The organism is Rubrivivax sp. JA1055 (assembly GCF_020966565.1).
Lineage (GTDB): Bacteria > Pseudomonadota > Gammaproteobacteria > Burkholderiales > Burkholderiaceae_C > Rubrivivax > Rubrivivax benzoatilyticus.
On record NZ_JAJKFP010000005.1, the window covers coordinates 553,424 to 568,353 of the forward strand.

The window sequence follows — 14,930 nt, forward strand, 5'->3', positions numbered from 1 at the left end:
AAAGGCCACCGGGGCCGCCGGTGGCCTGGCTGGGGGAAGGCCGGCCGCGTCAGCCGCGCGCGAAGTAGTGGTTCCAGGCCATCTTCATGTCGACGCCGTAGTCCTTCTGCCAGGCGCCGGCGCGCTGCGCGAAGGTGCGCTGGCTCTCGATGACACGCTTGAAGAACGGGTTCTCGGCCGACTTCTTCTCGACCACCTTGTCGTAGGCGGCGAGCTGGGCGCGCAGGATCGCGTCGGGCGTCTTGTAGAACTTGACGCCGTCCTTGGTCTTCAGCTCGATGTAGTCCTTGGAGTTGCGGTCGATCGCCTTCCAGCTCATGTCCGAGCTGGAGGCCTCGACGGCGTGCTCGATGATCTTCTTCATGTCCGCCGGCAGGCCGTTGTACTTGGCGCCGTTGAACAGGATCTCGAACTGCTCGCTGCTCTGGTGGAAGCTCTGCAGCATGCAGACCTTGCTGACGTCGGGGAAGCCGAGCACGCGGTCGGAGCTGGCGTTGTTGAACTCGGCTCCGTCGATCAGGCCGCGGTCCAGCGCCGGCACGATCTCGCCGCCGGGCAGCGGGTTGACCGCCGCGCCCATCTCGGTGAAGACGTCGACGGCGATGCCGACGGTGCGGAACTTGACGCCCTTCAGGTCCTCGACGCGTGCGATCGGCTTCTTGAACCAGCCCAGCGGCTGCGTCGGCATCGGCCCGTACAGGAACGAGCGCACGTCCATGTTCAGGCTCTTGTAGATGTCGGCCAGCAGCGCGTCGCCGCCGCCGTACTTGTGCCAGGCCAGCAGCATGTTGGCGTCCATGCCGAAGGACGGGCCCGAGCCCCAGAGAGCGAGCGCGGTGTTCTTGCCGTAGTGGTAGGCCATGACGCCGTGGCCGCCGTCCAGCGTGCCCTTGGCGACGGCTTCGAGCAGCTGGAAGGCCGGCACGACGGCGCCCGCCGGCAGCACCTCGATCTTCAGCCGGCCGCCGGCCATGTCGTTGACCTTCTTCGCGAAGTCCTGGGCGTACTCGTGGAAGATGTCCTTGGCCGGCCAGGTGCTCTGGAAGCGCAGCGTGACGGTCTGCGCGGTGGCGACCATCGGTGCGGCCAGCGCGCCGGCACCGGCGGCGCCGGCGGCGGCGTTCTTCAGGAATCGGCGGCGGCGGGGGGCCGGCGGGGAGGCGTCGTGCATGAAGGGTCTCCTGGACATCGCCCGTCTGCTGCGGGCGGCTGGACGACTATTCAGGCCGGCTTGATCGCGGGCAACCCGGTGTAACCCCCTGTTCCCCGCGCCCGCGCGTGTCGCGAAACGGAACAGGGCCGCACGCGGCGGCCCTGTGTCGGCGGGACGCGGCGAGCCTTACTGGCGCACGGCTTCCACCTGGATCTGCATCTCGACCTCGTCGGCGAAGCCGTACTCGAGGCCGTAGTTCACGCCCCACAGGCTGCGCTTGATCGTGGTCTCGAAGTCGCCGCCGCAGACCTCGCGCTTGAGCATCGGGTTCTGGTAGCAGTTGAAGCGTTCGGCCTCCAGCGTCACCGGGTGCGTCTTGCCGAGCATCGTCAGCGAGCCGTGGACCTTCTCCACCTTGTCGCCCTTGAACTCGAAGCGGTCGGCGACGAAACGCGCCGTCGGGTACTGGTCGGTGCTGAAGAAGTCGCTGCCGCGCAGGTGCTTGTCCATCGCCGCGACACCGCTGTTGACGCCGGCCATGTCCAGCGTGATGTCGACCTTGCCGGCCTTGGCCGCGCGGTCGATCGTGACGCTGCCCTCCTTGACCGGGAAGCGACCGCGGTTGGTGCTGGTCGCGAAGTGGCCGATCTCGTAGAAGGCGGCGGCGTGGGTCGCGTCGACCTTGTAGGTCACGGGCTCGGCCTGGGCGGCGAAGGCGGCGGAGGCGAGCAGTGCGGCGGTGGCGAAGGTCTTCATCGGGACTCCTGGTTGCAGGTGGGGAAAACGCAAGCTCACAGCGGCGCCAGGCCGGTGAGCGCGAGCTTGAAGCGGATCTGCACGTCGTCGGCGAGCATCGAGGTGTCGGCCCATTCGCCGTCGCCGACCTTGAAAGCCAGGCGCTTGATCTTCAGCGTGCCGGTGGCGGTGCTGGTGCCGCCGGCCTGCGTGACCTGCACCGGCACGACGACGTCCTGCGACGCGCCCTTGATCGTCAGCTTGCCGGCGACCTGGAAGCGCCCGCCGCCGGCGGCGCTGATGCGCGTCGACTGGAACGTGGCCTGCGGGAACTTGGCCGTCGACAGCCACACCGGCTTGCCGATCTCGCCGTCGAGCTCGGGCGTGCCGAAACGGGCGCTGCCGGTGTCGATCGTCAGCACGACCTTGCCGGTCTCGGGCTTCTTCGGGTCAAGCGCGACCTGGGCCGAGAACTTGCCGAACCGGCCTTCGACCGGCACGCCCATCGGCGTCGTCGTGAAGGCGATCTCGCTGGCGGCCGGCACCAGCGTCGCGGGGGTCTGGGCCTTCACGGCCCAGGGTGTGGCCAGCAGCGCGGCGGCCAGGGCCAGCGGCGCGGTGGTGCGGGAGAGCAGGGAGGAGGACATCGTGGGTCTTTCTCGGGTGACGGGTCAGCGGCGGCCGAAGCGCATGCGCTCGAGCAGGCCGTCGCGGTCGATGAACTGGTGCTTGACCGCGGCGGCGACGTGCAGCACGACGACGGTGGCCAGCGTGTAGGCCAGCAGGCCGTGCAGCGGCTTGATGGTCTCGGCGAAGGCGCGGTCGGCGGCGACGAAGTCGGGCAGCGGCAGCACGCCGAAGAGCACGATCGGGAAGCCGGCGGCCGAGCTGTAGGCCCAGCCCGAGAGCGGCACCGCGAAGAACAGCGCGTACAGCGCCCAGTGCACGGCGTGCGCCGCACGCTGCTGCCAGGCCGGGCCCGGCAGGTCGGCCGGCGGGCGGTGCGCCAGGCGCCACAGCAGGCGTGCCGCCGAGGCGGCGAGGATCAGCACCCCGGCCCACTTGTGCCAGTTGTAGAGCTTCAGCCGTGTCGGCGACAGCGGCAGGTCGGCCATGTAAACGCCGACGCAGAAGGCGCCGACGATGGCCAGGGCCAGCAGCCAGTGGAAGGCGACGGCGACGGCGTCGTAGCGGGCGGGGTGCGTCATGTCCGGCAGTATTCCGGCCGGCCCCCGCGCGACGGTTCAACGGATTTGATCGCCCCGGTGAGCCCAGGTGAAAGCGCCCGGTCGCTGCCGGGCCTTGACGGCGCCTAGCCGGACAGCCCGACGACCAGCGGTTGCAGCCGCGCCAGCGTGGCCTCGTCGTCGACGAGGCCGTGGCGCACCGCGAAGTCCAGCGTCACCAGCGCCGCGTCGACCGTCATCGCCGCGGTGGCGGCCAGCGCCAGCGCGGCCTCGACGTCCAGCAGGCGGAAGGCGTGCACCTCGCCGTCCTGGTTGCAGGGCACGACGCCGGCCGGCAGCTCGAGGTCCCAGCCGTGGATCAGCTCGTGCTGCAGGCCTTCGGGGATGTCGCGCGCGGTGCGCAGCACGCGGCCGGGGCGGCGGGCCGCCATCAGCGCGGGCGTGAGGCCGGCTTCCTCCCAGGCTTCGCGCACCAGCGTCTCTTCGGGCGTCTGGCCGATCGGCACGCCGCCGCCGATCAGGTTGTCGTGCAGCCCGGGGTCGGTGGACTTGGTGAACGAACGCTGCGCGACCCACAGCGCCGCCGGGCGGCCGTCGGGCCCGGCGACCCAGCCGGTGGCGTGCGCCCCGAGTGTCAGCGTGCCCCAGTAGCGCGTCGCGGCGCGTTCGAAGTGCGCCAGAACGGTCAGCGTCGCCGGGTCGTAGAGCGGGAACAGCTCGTCGCGCCAGCCACGCAGCCGGCCGGCGTCGCGCAAGGCGCCGTTGACGCGCGCCAGCGCGGCGTCGCGTTCTTCGGGCGCGACGGCGAGCACGACGCCGTCGTCTTGCACCTGCAGTTCGTCGAAGGCGGCCAGCGCGGCCAGTTCGTTTGCCGCGACCGCGCCGACGACGAGGTCGCCGACGATGAACGGCACTCGCCGCAGGTCGGCGCGCATCGCGGCGCCGAGTGCGTACCAGGTCGATGGCGCCGGGGCTTTCATGCGCCCCAGTCTATCGGGCGCTGGCGGCCACCTGCGTGACCGGCGCGGGGGTGTTGCTGCGCCAGCGCGCCAGCAGCGCCTCCCAGCGCGGGCGAACCGCGGCGAGGTGGCGTTCCTTGACGTGGCCGTAGCCGCGGATGTCTTCCGGCAGGCGCGCGATCTCCAGCGCCAGCGGCAGCCGCGCCGCGTCCAGCCCGGCGAGCACCTCCTCGATCGTGGCGCGGTAGTCGGCGATCAGCCGGCGCTCGACGACACGCTCGGGGTTGCGGCCGAAGGGGTCGAGCGCCGTGCCGCGCAGGCGCTTGAGGCGCGCCAGCAGCGGGAAGACGTGGTGCAGCCAGGGCCCGTAGCGGCGCTTGACGAGCTCGCCGCGTTCGTTGCGCGACGCGAACATCGGCGGCGCCAGGTGGTGCACGAGCTTGATGTCGCCTTCGAACATCGTGTCCAGCCTGGCGTGGAACGCCGGGTCGCTGTGCAGCCGCGCGACCTCGTACTCGTCCTTGTAGGCCATCAGCTTGAAGAGGTAGCGCGCGACGGCTTCGGCGAGCTTGCTGCTGCCCAGCGGCCGCTCGGCCTCTCGCACACGCTCGACGAAGGCGCGGTAGTCGGCGGCGTAGGCCGCGTCCTGGTAGCCGACGAGGAAGTCGGCGCGGCGCGCGACGATCTCGTCCAGCGAGGGCCGGCGCACGATGTCGATGACCTGGCGCGCGGCGGTCAGCGACTGCACGGCGGCGAGGTCGTGGGCGCAGCGCCGGCCCCATTCGAAGGCCGCCTGGTTCTTCTGCACCTGCACGCCGTTGAGCTCGATCGCGCGCATCAGCGCCGCACGCGACAGCGGGATGCGGCCCATCTGCCAGGCGTAGCCCAGCAGCAGCGGGTTGGTGTAGATCGTCTCGCCGAGCAGGCGCTCGGCGGCCTGCTCGGCGTCGAAGGCGCCGAGCGCGGCGTCGCCGACGCTGGCACGCAGCGCGGCCTCGCAGGCGCCGGCGGGCGACTGCCAGTCGGGGTTGCCCATCAGCGCCGCGGTCGGCGTGCCGTGGGTGTTCAGCACGACGGCGCTGCGGCCCGGGGCCAGCGTCGCCAGCGTCGACTTCGACGCGGCGACGATCGCGTCGCAGGCGATCAGCAGGTCGGCCTTGGCGGTGTCGACCTTGCTCGTGCGCAGCAGTTCCGGGTGTTCGGCGATCTGCACATGGCTCCAGGCGGCGCCGCCCTTTTGCGCCAGGCCGCCGGCGTCCTGCGTGATGACGGCCTTGCCTTCCAGGTGCGCGGCCATGCCCAGCAGCTGGCCGAGGGTGATGACGCCGGTGCCGCCGATGCCGGCGACGAGGATGCCCCAGGCCTGTTCGGCCGAAGGCAGCACCGGCTCGGGCACCGCGGGCAACGCGTCCAGCGTCGGCCGCGCCTGCGGCGCCGGCTTGCGCAGCGTGCCGCCCTGCACGGTGACGAAGCTCGGGCAGAAGCCCTTCACGCAGGAGAAGTCCTTGTTGCAGCTGTTCTGGTTGATGCGGCGCTTGCGGCCGAACTCGGTCTCCAGCGGCTCGACCGACAGGCAGTTGCTCTGCACGCTGCAGTCGCCGCAGCCTTCGCAGACCAGTTCGTTGATGACGACCCGCGAGTCCGGCTCGGCCATCGTGCCGCGCTTGCGGCGGCGGCGCTTCTCGGTGGCGCAGGTCTGGTCGTAGACGATGACCGTCGTGCCGCGCAGCGTGCGGAACTCGCGCTGCAGCCGGTCGAGCTCGTCACGGTGGTGCACCGTGACACCCGGCTCGAGCAGCACGCCGCTGTACTTGGCCGGCTCGTCGGTGACGACGACGAGCCTGGCCACGCCTTCGCTGACCAGGCTCTTGACGATCTGCGGCACCGAATGGCCTTCGGGGCGTTCGCCGACACGCTGGCCGCCGGTCATCGCGACGGCGTCGTTGTAGAGCAGCTTGTAGGTGATGTTGACGCCGGCGGCGATGCTCTGGCGCACCGCCAGGATGCCGCTGTGGAAGTAGGTGCCGTCGCCGAGGTTGGCGAAGACGTGGCCGTCCTTGGAGAACGGCGCCTGGCCGACCCAGGCGACACCTTCGCCGCCCATCTGCGAGAAGGTCGTCGTCGCGCGGTCCATCCAGGTCGCCATGTAGTGGCAGCCGATGCCGGCCAGCGCGCGGCTGCCTTCGGGCACGCGGGTGCTGGTGTTGTGCGGGCAGCCGCTGCAGAACCACGGCGGGCGCGCGCCGGCGTCGGGGCCGGCGGCGGCCAGTTCACGTTCGCGCCGGTCGACCACGGCCAGCCAGGCGTCCATGCGCGCGGCCACGTCGGCCGGCACGCCGAGTTTCTTCAGCCGCCGGGCGATGGCGCGCGCGATGATCGCCGGCGTCAGGTCGGCCTTGGCGCGCAGCAGCCAGTTCTCGCTCGGGTTGGGCCGGCTCCATTCGCCGCCGCTGTCGTCGCCTTCGGGCTCGTCGAACTTGCCGAGCACGTTGGGGCGCACGTCGGGGCGCCAGTTGTAGAGCTCTTCCTTCAGCTGGTACTCGATGATCTGGCGCTTCTCCTCGACGACGAGGATCTCCTGCAGCCCTTCGGCGAAGGCGCGCGTGGTCGTCGCCTCCAGCGGCCAGACGACGCCGACCTTGTGCAGCCGGATGCCGAGTGCGCGGCAGACGGCGTCGTCCAGGCCCAGGTCGGCCAGCGCCTGGCGCGTGTCGTTCCAGGCCTTGCCGCTGGCGATGATGCCGAAGCGGTCGTGCGGGCCGCGCACGACGTCGTGGTTCAGCCGGTTGGCGCGCACGTAGGCCAGCGCCGCGTACCACTTGTGGTCCATCAGCCGCGCTTCCTGCTCCAGCGGCGTGTCGGGCCAGCGGATGTGCAGGCCGCCGGGCGGCATCGTGAAGTCCTCGGGCAGCACGATGCGCACGCGGCCCGGGTCGATGTCGACGGTGGTGCTGCTCTCGACGATGTCCTGGATCGTCTTCATCGCCGTCCACAGGCCGCTGAAGCGGCTCATCGCGATCGCGTGCAGCCCCAGGTCCAGGATCTCCTGCACGCTGGCCGGGAAGAACACCGGCAGCCCGCAGGCCTTGAAGATGTGGTCGCTCTGGTGCGCCGCGGTCGAGCTCTTGGCGACGTGGTCGTCGCCGGCGATCGCGACGACGCCGCCGTGGCGCGCCGTGCCGGCCATGTTGGCGTGCTTGAAGACGTCCGAGCAGCGGTCCACGCCCGGGCCCTTGCCGTACCAGAGGCCGAACACGCCGTCGAACTTCTTCGCCTCGGGGAACAGGTCGAGCTGCTGCGTGCCCCAGACCGCGGTGGCGCCGAGCTCCTCGTTGACGCCGGGCTGGAAGACGATGTTCTGCGCCTCCAGGTGCGGTTTTGCCGCCCACAGCGCCTGGTCGTAGCCGCCCAGCGGGCTGCCGCGGTAGCCGCTGATGAAGCCGGCGGTGTTCAGCCCGGCGAGCTCGTCGCGGCGGCGCTGCAGCATCGGCAGCCGCACCAGCGCCTGCACGCCGCTCATGAAGGCGCGGCCGCTTTCCAGCGCGTACTTGTCGTCCAGCGACACGCGGGCCAGCGCCTCGCGGACCGCATCGCTCATCGGTGCGTTCATCTCGTCTCCTGCCGGCCTCTGGCGGACCGATGGTCGCGGACCAGTGTAGGCAGCAGGGTTCGCCCTGTCTTTCCGGGTCTTGCCGTGTCGGCGACGATTTGGGCAATCTGGTTTCGCCAATCGGTCAGTAGGAGAAAGACTCGTGCTCAAAACCGCCGTTTCAGGGAAAACCACGAGCGGCGAGACCGAGCCCGTCGACGCCTCGCGCCAGGGCCTGGACCGCCACGACCTCGCGATCCTGGCGGCGCTGCAGCACGACGCGCGCCTGTCCAACGCCGAGCTGGCGACACGCATCGGCCTGTCGCCGGCGCCGACCTGGCGGCGCGTTCGCCGGCTCGAGCAGCAGGGCTACATCACCGGCTACCGCGCCGAGATCGACCGCCGCCGCGTCGGCCTGGGCGTGCTGGCCTTCGTGCGCATCGACGCCGAGCGCAACAACGCCGAGGCGACGCAGGCGCTGGAGCAGGCGCTGGCGGCGCTGCCCGAGGTCGTGGCCTGTCACTACATCAGCGGCGCCGGCACCTTCGAGCTGCACGTCGTCGCCACCGACCTCGACGCCTTCTCGCGCTGGACGATGCAGACGCTGTTCAAGCTGCCCAACGTGAAGGACCTGCACACCAGCTTCTCGCTCGGCGAGGTGAAGGCCGGTGCGGCGCTGCCGCTGTCGCACCTGCTGTCGCGGCTCTGAGCCCGCGCGGACGCGCGAGTGCGATACCCTCGGGGGCTGACGTCATTCCTCGAGGATCCTGCGGCCGATGCGTCTGCTCGATGCACTGCTGACACCCGACCCGGTCCGCCGGGCGCGGCTGCTGCAGTCGCTGCTGGCGATGTCGACGATGTGCGCCGGCATCGCCGCGATGCACTACTTCGTCTGGATCGGCGTCGCCTCGGCCACCGGCGTCGCGGTCTGGACGGCGGTCGCCTTCGCCGGCATGGCCGCGCTGTACGCGGCGATCCGCAGCGGCTGGAGCGAGCGCCTCGCCGACCCCTCGCTGTCGGTGCTGCAGATGGACTTCGCGATCGCCTGCAGCGCCGCCGCCTACGCGCTGCTCGGCCCCGGCCGCGGCGGCGTGTTCCCGGTCGTGATGGTCATCCTGATGTACGGCATGTTCAAGTCGACGATGCGCCAGATGGCCGGGGTCTGCGTCTTCGGCGTGGCCGTGCTCGGCGCGACGATGGCCGCGATGGCGCTGGCCGACCCGGTGCGCTACCCGCCGGCCATCGAGCTGGGCCACTTCCTAATGGTGGCGACGATGATGCCGGCGGCCTCGATCCTCGCCGCGCGGCTGTCGCGGCTGCGCCAGATCTCGCGTGAGCAGAAGGAGGAGCTGAGCGCCGCGCTCGAGCGCATCCGCCAGCTCGCCACGCGTGACGAGCTCACCGGGCTGATCAACCGCCGCCACATGGTCGAGCTGATGGAGCAGGAGCACCAGCGCTGCATCCGCTCGGGCCACACCTTCTGCATCGCGATGCTGCAGATCGACGACTTCGCCGCCGAGGCGCGTGCGCTCGGCGACGGCGGCGAGACGCGGCTGCTGCGCGGCATCGCCCAGGAGGCGGCGCACCGCGTGCGCGTCGCCGACGTGCTGGCCCATTGGGAAGATGCCCGTTTCATGCTGTTGATGTCGGACACGCGCGCGTCGCTGGCACGCGCCGGACTGGACCGCCTGCGCGAGGCCGTGGCCGGCGCGCGTGTGCTCACCGAGGCGCCGCTGCTGCGCTTCAGCCTCTCGGCGGGGCTCGCCGAACACCATGCCGGAGAGACCGTCGAGCAGACCATCGCACGCGCCGAGCAGGCGCTGCAGGACGCGCTGCGCCAGGGCGAGAGCCGGGTGGTCGTCGCGTGACGGCGGCGGCGGGGCACGGCGGCCTGCCCGGCCGCCACCTGCTGCTGGCGCTGGCCGTCGTCGCGGTCTGGGGCACCAACTTCGTCGTCATCAAGCTGGCACTGGCGACGCTGCCGCCGCTGCTGTTCGCGGTGCTGCGTTTCGCCTTCGTGCTGCTGCCGGCTGCCTTCTTCATCCGCCGGCCGCCGGTGCCCTGGCGCCATCTGGCGGCCTACGGCGTGCTGATCGGCGCCGGCCAGTTCGGCCTGCTCTACGTCGCGATGCGCGGCCACATCGCGCCGGGGCTGGCGTCGCTGGTCGTGCAGACCCAGGTGTTCTTCACGATCGGGCTGGCGATCGTGCTCGCCGGCGAACGCGTGCGCCTGTTCCAGTGGGGCGCGCTGGCGCTGGCGGTGGCCGGCATCGGTGTCATCGCCTGGCACACCGACGCGCAGACGACACCGTTCGGGCTGGCGCTGGTGCTCTGCGCCGCGGCCTCGTGGGCCGGCGGCAACCTCGTCGCGCGCCACAGCGGCAAGGTCGACATGCTGGGCTACGTCGTCTGGTCCAGCCTGTTCGCGCTGCCGCCGCTGGCGGCGCTGTCGCTGTGGCTCGAAGGGCCGGAGCTGATCGTGCACGCGCTGGCCCACGCCGATGCCGGCGCCTGGGCGGCGGTGGCCTGGCAGTCGGTCGGCAACTCGCTGTTCGGCTACGCCGCCTGGGGCTGGCTGCTGGCGCGCCACCCGGCGGCCACCGTCGTGCCGATGGCGCTGCTGGTGCCGGTGTTCGGCATGGGCGCCTCGGCGCTGCTGCTGGCCGAGCCGCTGCCGGGCTGGAAGCTGGCGGCGGCGGCGCTGGTGATGTCCGGGCTGGCGCTGAACCTGTTCTGGCCGCGGCTGCGCGAACGCCTGGCGCGCGGCTGAAGAACTACTGCGGCCGCAGCCCTCGCGGCCACAGCACCCACAGCCTCAGCGGCTGTTTCATGCGCCCGGCCTGGGCCTCGGCTTCCTCGCCCCAGCCCCAGAAGTAGTCGGCGCGCACCGCGCCGACGATCGCGCTGCCGGTGTCCTGGGCGACGACGAGGCGGCGCAGCGGCGTCGCCGACAGCGGCTCGGTCGTGTCCAGCCAGACCGGAGTGCCGTAGGGGATGCTGCCGGCGTCGACCGCGATCGAGCGCCCCGGCACCAGCGGCACGCCCTGCGCGCCGCGCGGGCCGACGCTCGGATCGGGCAGCGGTTCCTCGCGGAAGAAGACGACGCGCGGGTTGGCCCACAGCATCTCCTGCACCCGCTGCGGGTTGCGCCGCGCCCAGGCGCGGATCGCCGGCCAGGAGGCGGTGTCCAGCGTCATTTCGCCGCGCTCGACCAGCCAGCGGCCGACCGACTTGTAGGGCTGCTCGTTGTGGCCGGCGAAGGCCAGGCGCACCAGGCGGCGGCTGCCGTCCGGCTCAGTCAGCGCCAGCCGGCCCGAGCCCTGCACCTGCAGCAGCAGCGCGTCCAGCGGGTCGGCCACCCAGGCGATCTCGCGCCCGCGCAGCGCCGCCCGGGCCGCCGGCAGCGTGTCCAGCTGCTGGCGGGTCCAGCCGGGTTTGGGCATCGCCCCGGGCGTCGGCAGGCCGTGCAGCGGCACGCGGAACGCGCCGCGCGGCTGGCGCTGGGCCTCGACCAGCGGCTCGAAGTAGCCGGTGGCCAGGCCTTCGGTCTGGCCATCGGGCGATTCGACGCGCCAGGGCTGCAGCCAGCGCGCGAGCCACTCGCGCGCCGCGCCGTCGTCGGCCGGCGGCTCCAGCATCGCGCGGGCGCAGACCTCGGCCCAGCCGCGCGCCGGCCGGCCGCAGCTGGCGCGCAGTGCCGGCCAGACCTCGGCAACACGGTCCTCGTTCCAGCCGGGCAGCTCGCCCCAGTCGGCCGGGATCCAGCGTGAACGCGGGCGTTCGACGCCGGCGTCCGGCGGCGCCGGCGGATGCGCCGGGCGGGCGTCTTCGACGGGGGCCGGCCGCTCGGGCGGCAAGGGCACGGAGGTGCAGGCGGCGAGCGCCGCGGCCGCGATCGCGGCCGCGACCCGGTGGCGCCGCGGCGCGAGAGTCCAGGGCATGGCGCCGATTGTGCGGGAGTGGCCCGCGGCACTCGCCACGCGGGGTCGCCGCCCCGCGCGGCCGGTCCGCCGACACGCCGGCAAGCCTGCGTCCGACAACGGCCGGGCCGTGCCCACGGAACTCCGCCCCGCGGCCGGGGTCTCTCCTCTTCAACAAGGAGAGAGGGATGCTCGAGGACATTGCAGGTTATCTGCAGATCGAGTCGTGGCCGCTCGTGCCGCAGATGCCGTTCTGGGGCGCGCTGGCGCTCGTGGCCGGTGCGCTGCTGGGCGAGGGCGTGCGACGGGCGTTCGGCGTGCCGCGCATCATCGGCTACAGCGCCGTCGGCCTGGCCATCGGCCTCGGCGGCTGGGGCGGCGGCGTGCTGCAGGGTCCGGCGCGGCTGGTCGTCGACCTGGCGCTGGCGCTGCTGCTGTTCGAGCTGGGCAGCCGCGTGCGGCTGCGCTGGCTGCAGGCCAACCCGGCGCTGCTGGCGACCAGCGCGCTGGAGGCCTTCGCCAGCCTGGCGGCGATCTACCTGGCGCTGCGCGCCTTCGGCCAGCCGGTCAACGTCGCGCTGGCCTGCGCGACGCTGGGCACCTGCGCCTCGGGCGCGGTGATCGCACGCGTGGCCAGCGAGCTGAAGTCCGCCGGCCAGGTGACCGAACGCATGATCGTGCTGACGGCGCTGAACACGCTGCTGGCGGTGCTGGCGCACAAGCTGGTCATCGGCTGGCTGCACCTGGACGTGGCCGGCGACTGGGTGCGCGCGGTGTCGCAGCCGCTGTGGGTCTTCGGCGGCTCGGTGCTGCTGGCGGCGCTGCTGTCGCGGCTGGTCGCCTGGGTCGCGCGCCGCCTGGACCTGCGCGACGAGAACGCCGCGCTGCTGCTGCTCGGCATGATCGTGCTGGCGCTGACCATCGCCCAGCTGCTGAACCTGTCGACGCTGCTGGTGCCGCTGCTGGCCGGCGTGCTGCTGCGCAACTCGACCGAACGCCCCTGGGTCTGGCCGCGCCACTTCGGCACCGCCGGCGGGGTGCTGGTGCTGATGCTGTTCGTCGTCGTCGGCAGCGTCGTGACGCTGGACGCGGTGCTGGTCGGCGGCGGCCTGGCGATCGTGCTGCTGCTCGCGCGCGGCATCGCCAAGACGGCGTCGGTGTTCGCCTTCGCGCGCTGGAGCGGCATCGGCCTGCGCCAGGCCGCCGGGCTGTCGCTGGCGCTGACGCCGATGTCGGGCACGGTGCTGGTGCTGCTGACCGACCTGCAGCTCACGCACCCGGGCTTCGCGCCGGCGGTGGTGCCGATCGTGCTGTCGGCGATCGCCTTCATGGAGCTGCTCGGGCCGCTGGCCGTGCAGTGGGGCCTGCGCCTGGCCGGCGACCACCGCCCCGAACCCACCTGGCGTGCGCCCGAGACGGAGGTCACGGCATGAGCCTCGAGAAGTTCTCCGATTCGCGTCCGCTGACGCTGGGCGTCGAGCTCGAGCTGCAGATCGTCTCGACGCACGACTACGACCTGACGCCGGCCGCCGCCGACCTGCTGCGTGTGCTCGGCAAGCGCAAGCTGCCCGGCAGCATCGTGCCCGAGATCACCGACAGCATGATCGAGCTGTCCACCGGCATCTGCGAGGACCACGCCGACGCGCTGGCGCAGCTCACCGAGATCCGCGACGCGCTGGTGCAGGCCGCCGACAAGCTGGGCGTGGCGCTGTCGGGCGGCGGCACGCACCCGTTCCAGGACTGGAGCCAGCGGCGCATCTTCGACAAGCCGCGCTTCAAGCAGATCAGCGAGCTCTACGGCTACCTGTCCAAGCAGTTCACTATCTTCGGCCAGCACGTGCACGTCGGCTGCTCGACGGCCGACGAGGCGCTGGTGCTGCTGCACGGCCTGGGGCGCTACATCCCGCACCTGATCGCGCTGTCGGCCTCGTCGCCGTTCGTGCAGGGCACCGACACCGCGTTCCACTCGGCGCGGCTGAACTCGGTGTTCGCGTTCCCGCTGTCGGGGCGTGCGCCGTTCGTGCTGACCTGGGAGGACTTCGGCGTCTTCTTCGCCAAGATGACGCGCACCGGCGTCGTCAAGAGCATGAAGGACTTCTACTGGGACATCCGGCCCAAGCCCGAGTTCGGCACGATCGAGGTGCGGGTGCTGGACACCCCGCTGACGATCGAGAAGGCCGCGGCGATGGCCGGGCTGATCCAGTGCCTGGCGCGCTGGCTGCGCATCGAGCGCCCGTTCCAGCCGGCCGAGGACGACTACCTGCCGTACACCTTCAACCGCTTCCAGGCCTGCCGCTTCGGGCTGGACGCGCTGTACGTCGACCCCGGCAGCGGCGAGCACCGCCCGCTGCGCGAGGACCTGCAGGCGCTGCTGGTGCGGCTGGAGCCGCACGCCGCCGACCTGCGTGCCGAAGGCGCCTTGCAGTTCCTGCGCCGCGAACTCGCCGGCCACGGCAACGACGCCTGCTGGATCCGCGCGACGCAGTCACGCGAGCACCTGCTCAACGAGGTCGTGCGGCGGCAGACGCTGAGGTGGGCGGGGCGGGGGTGAGCGGCGAGGGGGCGGCGGTGCCCCCTCACGGCCGCGTCATTCAGCGCCCGTAGGCCGCCTTGGCCTGCCGGCGGCTGTCGGCCAGCGAGGCCAGGGCCTTGTCCAGGTCCACGTTGCCGACCGCGGCGTTGATCGCCTCCATCAGCAGCTCCTCGGCCTTGTCCTGGCTGGCGTACTCGTGCGTGCTCGTCGACACGCCGCTGTACTCGTTGGTGAAGATCATCAGGTTCTTGTCCTTCAGGCCCACCGCCGCCCAGCCGATCGACTGGTTGCCCAGCACCGTGGCCTGGCCGTGGATGTACAGAACGGCGTTGGCGGCGTTGAGCTTCTTGCAGATGACGTCGTAGTTGTCGAAGCCCCAGCCGTTCTGGCGCACGACCTTCACGATCTTGTCGGAGGCGGTGTTGTAGGTGACGTTGCAGGCGGCCGCGGCCTGGAAGGAGACGGCTGCGGCGGCGACGGCGAAGGCGAACTGCTTGAGCATGGAATGTCGATGAATGGAGGCCGCGGCGCATCGAGCCGCCGCGGCGTCTGGCCAGGAGATCCGCCGGGGGCTGCCCGGCGCTGTCGTGCCGCCGCGCGGCGGCACGCCCTTCGTGTTTCGACCATCCGCGGCGGGAGTTGAGCGAACGCCGCCGCAGCAGCGCCGGTGCCGGACGGTGCATGCACGGGTCACGGCTTCCTTGCGGGTGTGGAAAGCTGCTCAGGTCGACGGCCGGTTTGGCCGGGAGGCGAAACCTAGAATCCATGTGGACATGGTGGCCGGCACCGAGCGTCGTGCCATCCGGTCCACGGGACGCGGTCGGGCGTTCGTTCTCCTGCAGGCTGGGCTCTGG

13 protein-coding genes are annotated in these 14,930 nt (G+C 71.8%); 5 read left to right on the forward strand and 8 right to left on the reverse strand.

Translation table 11 applies throughout. The annotated features are described in order from the left end of the window. Nucleotides 1-49: 49 nt before the first annotated feature. The 6 genes from LOC65_RS09250 to LOC65_RS09275 form a co-directional block, all read right to left on the reverse strand. The gene (locus LOC65_RS09250; RefSeq protein ID WP_230247280.1) at nt 50-1,171 is read right to left on the reverse strand and encodes a TRAP transporter substrate-binding protein; all 1,122 of its coding nucleotides are present in this window, start codon (nt 1,169-1,171) and stop codon (nt 50-52) included. Nucleotides 1,172-1,339: 168 nt separating this feature from the next. Then, on the reverse strand, nt 1,340-1,909 hold the full coding sequence (locus LOC65_RS09255; protein ID WP_230247281.1) for a YceI family protein: 570 nt from the start codon (nt 1,907-1,909) through the stop codon (nt 1,340-1,342). A 35-nt stretch (nt 1,910-1,944) separates the two neighbouring features. Then, nucleotides 1,945-2,535 carry a YceI family protein gene (locus tag LOC65_RS09260; RefSeq protein ID WP_009858273.1) on the reverse strand — a complete coding sequence of 197 codons (591 nt, stop codon included), beginning with the start codon at nt 2,533-2,535 and terminating at the stop codon, nt 1,945-1,947. 24 nt (nt 2,536-2,559) lie between these two features. Continuing rightward, a complete protein-coding gene (locus tag LOC65_RS09265) occupies nt 2,560-3,096 on the reverse strand; it encodes a cytochrome b (RefSeq protein WP_230247282.1) in 537 nt (178 codons plus the stop codon). Nucleotides 3,097-3,200: 104 nt separating this feature from the next. After that, nucleotides 3,201-4,055 (reverse strand): NUDIX hydrolase family protein, encoded by an 855-nt coding sequence (locus tag LOC65_RS09270; RefSeq protein ID WP_230247283.1) that lies wholly within the window; start codon nt 4,053-4,055, stop codon nt 3,201-3,203. 10 nt (nt 4,056-4,065) lie between these two features. Further along, complete coding sequence (locus tag LOC65_RS09275) at nt 4,066-7,644, reverse strand: indolepyruvate ferredoxin oxidoreductase family protein (protein ID WP_230247284.1); 3,579 nt, start codon at nt 7,642-7,644, stop codon at nt 4,066-4,068. 142 nt (nt 7,645-7,786) lie between these two features. Here LOC65_RS09275 and LOC65_RS09280 point away from each other — a divergent pair, with 142 nt between their 5' ends. From LOC65_RS09280 to LOC65_RS09290, 3 genes are all read left to right on the forward strand, one after another. After that, nucleotides 7,787-8,332: an Lrp/AsnC family transcriptional regulator gene (locus tag LOC65_RS09280; RefSeq protein WP_230247285.1), complete on the forward strand. Its 546-nt coding sequence runs from the start codon at nt 7,787-7,789 to the stop codon at nt 8,330-8,332. 67 nt (nt 8,333-8,399) lie between these two features. Then, entirely contained in the window at nt 8,400-9,491 is a 1,092-nt protein-coding gene (locus tag LOC65_RS09285) for a diguanylate cyclase domain-containing protein (protein WP_009858278.1), read from the forward strand. Nucleotides 9,492-9,514: 23 nt separating this feature from the next. Then, nucleotides 9,515-10,393 (forward strand): EamA family transporter, encoded by an 879-nt coding sequence (locus LOC65_RS09290; protein ID WP_230247315.1) that lies wholly within the window; start codon nt 9,515-9,517, stop codon nt 10,391-10,393. A gap of 4 nt (nt 10,394-10,397) precedes the next feature. Here LOC65_RS09290 and LOC65_RS09295 read toward each other — a convergent pair whose 3' ends face one another. Then, a complete protein-coding gene (locus LOC65_RS09295; protein WP_029718443.1) occupies nt 10,398-11,564 on the reverse strand; it encodes a murein transglycosylase A in 1,167 nt (388 codons plus the stop codon). Between the two features lie 167 nt (nt 11,565-11,731). Between LOC65_RS09295 and LOC65_RS09300 the strand changes: the two genes are divergently transcribed. Together LOC65_RS09300 and LOC65_RS09305 are read left to right on the forward strand one after the other, a co-directional pair. Next, complete coding sequence (locus LOC65_RS09300; protein ID WP_009855877.1) at nt 11,732-12,976, forward strand: cation:proton antiporter; 1,245 nt, start codon at nt 11,732-11,734, stop codon at nt 12,974-12,976. Continuing rightward, entirely contained in the window at nt 12,973-14,094 is a 1,122-nt protein-coding gene (locus LOC65_RS09305; RefSeq protein ID WP_164962523.1) for a YbdK family carboxylate-amine ligase, read from the forward strand. The genes LOC65_RS09300 and LOC65_RS09305 overlap by 4 nt, the downstream gene beginning before the upstream one ends. Nucleotides 14,095-14,134: 40 nt before the next feature. Here LOC65_RS09305 and LOC65_RS09310 read toward each other — a convergent pair whose 3' ends face one another. Beyond that, nucleotides 14,135-14,578 (reverse strand): hypothetical protein, encoded by a 444-nt coding sequence (locus LOC65_RS09310; protein ID WP_009855875.1) that lies wholly within the window; start codon nt 14,576-14,578, stop codon nt 14,135-14,137. Nucleotides 14,579-14,930: the final 352 nt, after the last annotated feature.

Coding starts and splice junctions, on each gene's coding strand:
- LOC65_RS09265 (WP_230247282.1), bottom strand. CDS start 3,096: ATGACGCACCCCGCCCGCTACGACGCCGTCGCCGTCGCCTTCCACTGG.
- LOC65_RS09285 (WP_009858278.1), top strand. CDS start 8,400: ATGCGTCTGCTCGATGCACTGCTGACACCCGACCCGGTCCGCCGGGCG.
- LOC65_RS09270 (WP_230247283.1), bottom strand. CDS start 4,055: ATGAAAGCCCCGGCGCCATCGACCTGGTACGCACTCGGCGCCGCGATG.
- LOC65_RS09275 (WP_230247284.1), bottom strand. CDS start 7,644: ATGAACGCACCGATGAGCGATGCGGTCCGCGAGGCGCTGGCCCGCGTG.
- LOC65_RS09300 (WP_009855877.1), top strand. CDS start 11,732: ATGCTCGAGGACATTGCAGGTTATCTGCAGATCGAGTCGTGGCCGCTC.
- LOC65_RS09310 (WP_009855875.1), bottom strand. CDS start 14,578: ATGCTCAAGCAGTTCGCCTTCGCCGTCGCCGCCGCAGCCGTCTCCTTC.
- LOC65_RS09260 (WP_009858273.1), bottom strand. CDS start 2,535: ATGTCCTCCTCCCTGCTCTCCCGCACCACCGCGCCGCTGGCCCTGGCC.
- LOC65_RS09255 (WP_230247281.1), bottom strand. CDS start 1,909: ATGAAGACCTTCGCCACCGCCGCACTGCTCGCCTCCGCCGCCTTCGCC.
- LOC65_RS09250 (WP_230247280.1), bottom strand. CDS start 1,171: ATGCACGACGCCTCCCCGCCGGCCCCCCGCCGCCGCCGATTCCTGAAG.
- LOC65_RS09305 (WP_164962523.1), top strand. CDS start 12,973: ATGAGCCTCGAGAAGTTCTCCGATTCGCGTCCGCTGACGCTGGGCGTC.
- LOC65_RS09295 (WP_029718443.1), bottom strand. CDS start 11,564: ATGCCCTGGACTCTCGCGCCGCGGCGCCACCGGGTCGCGGCCGCGATC.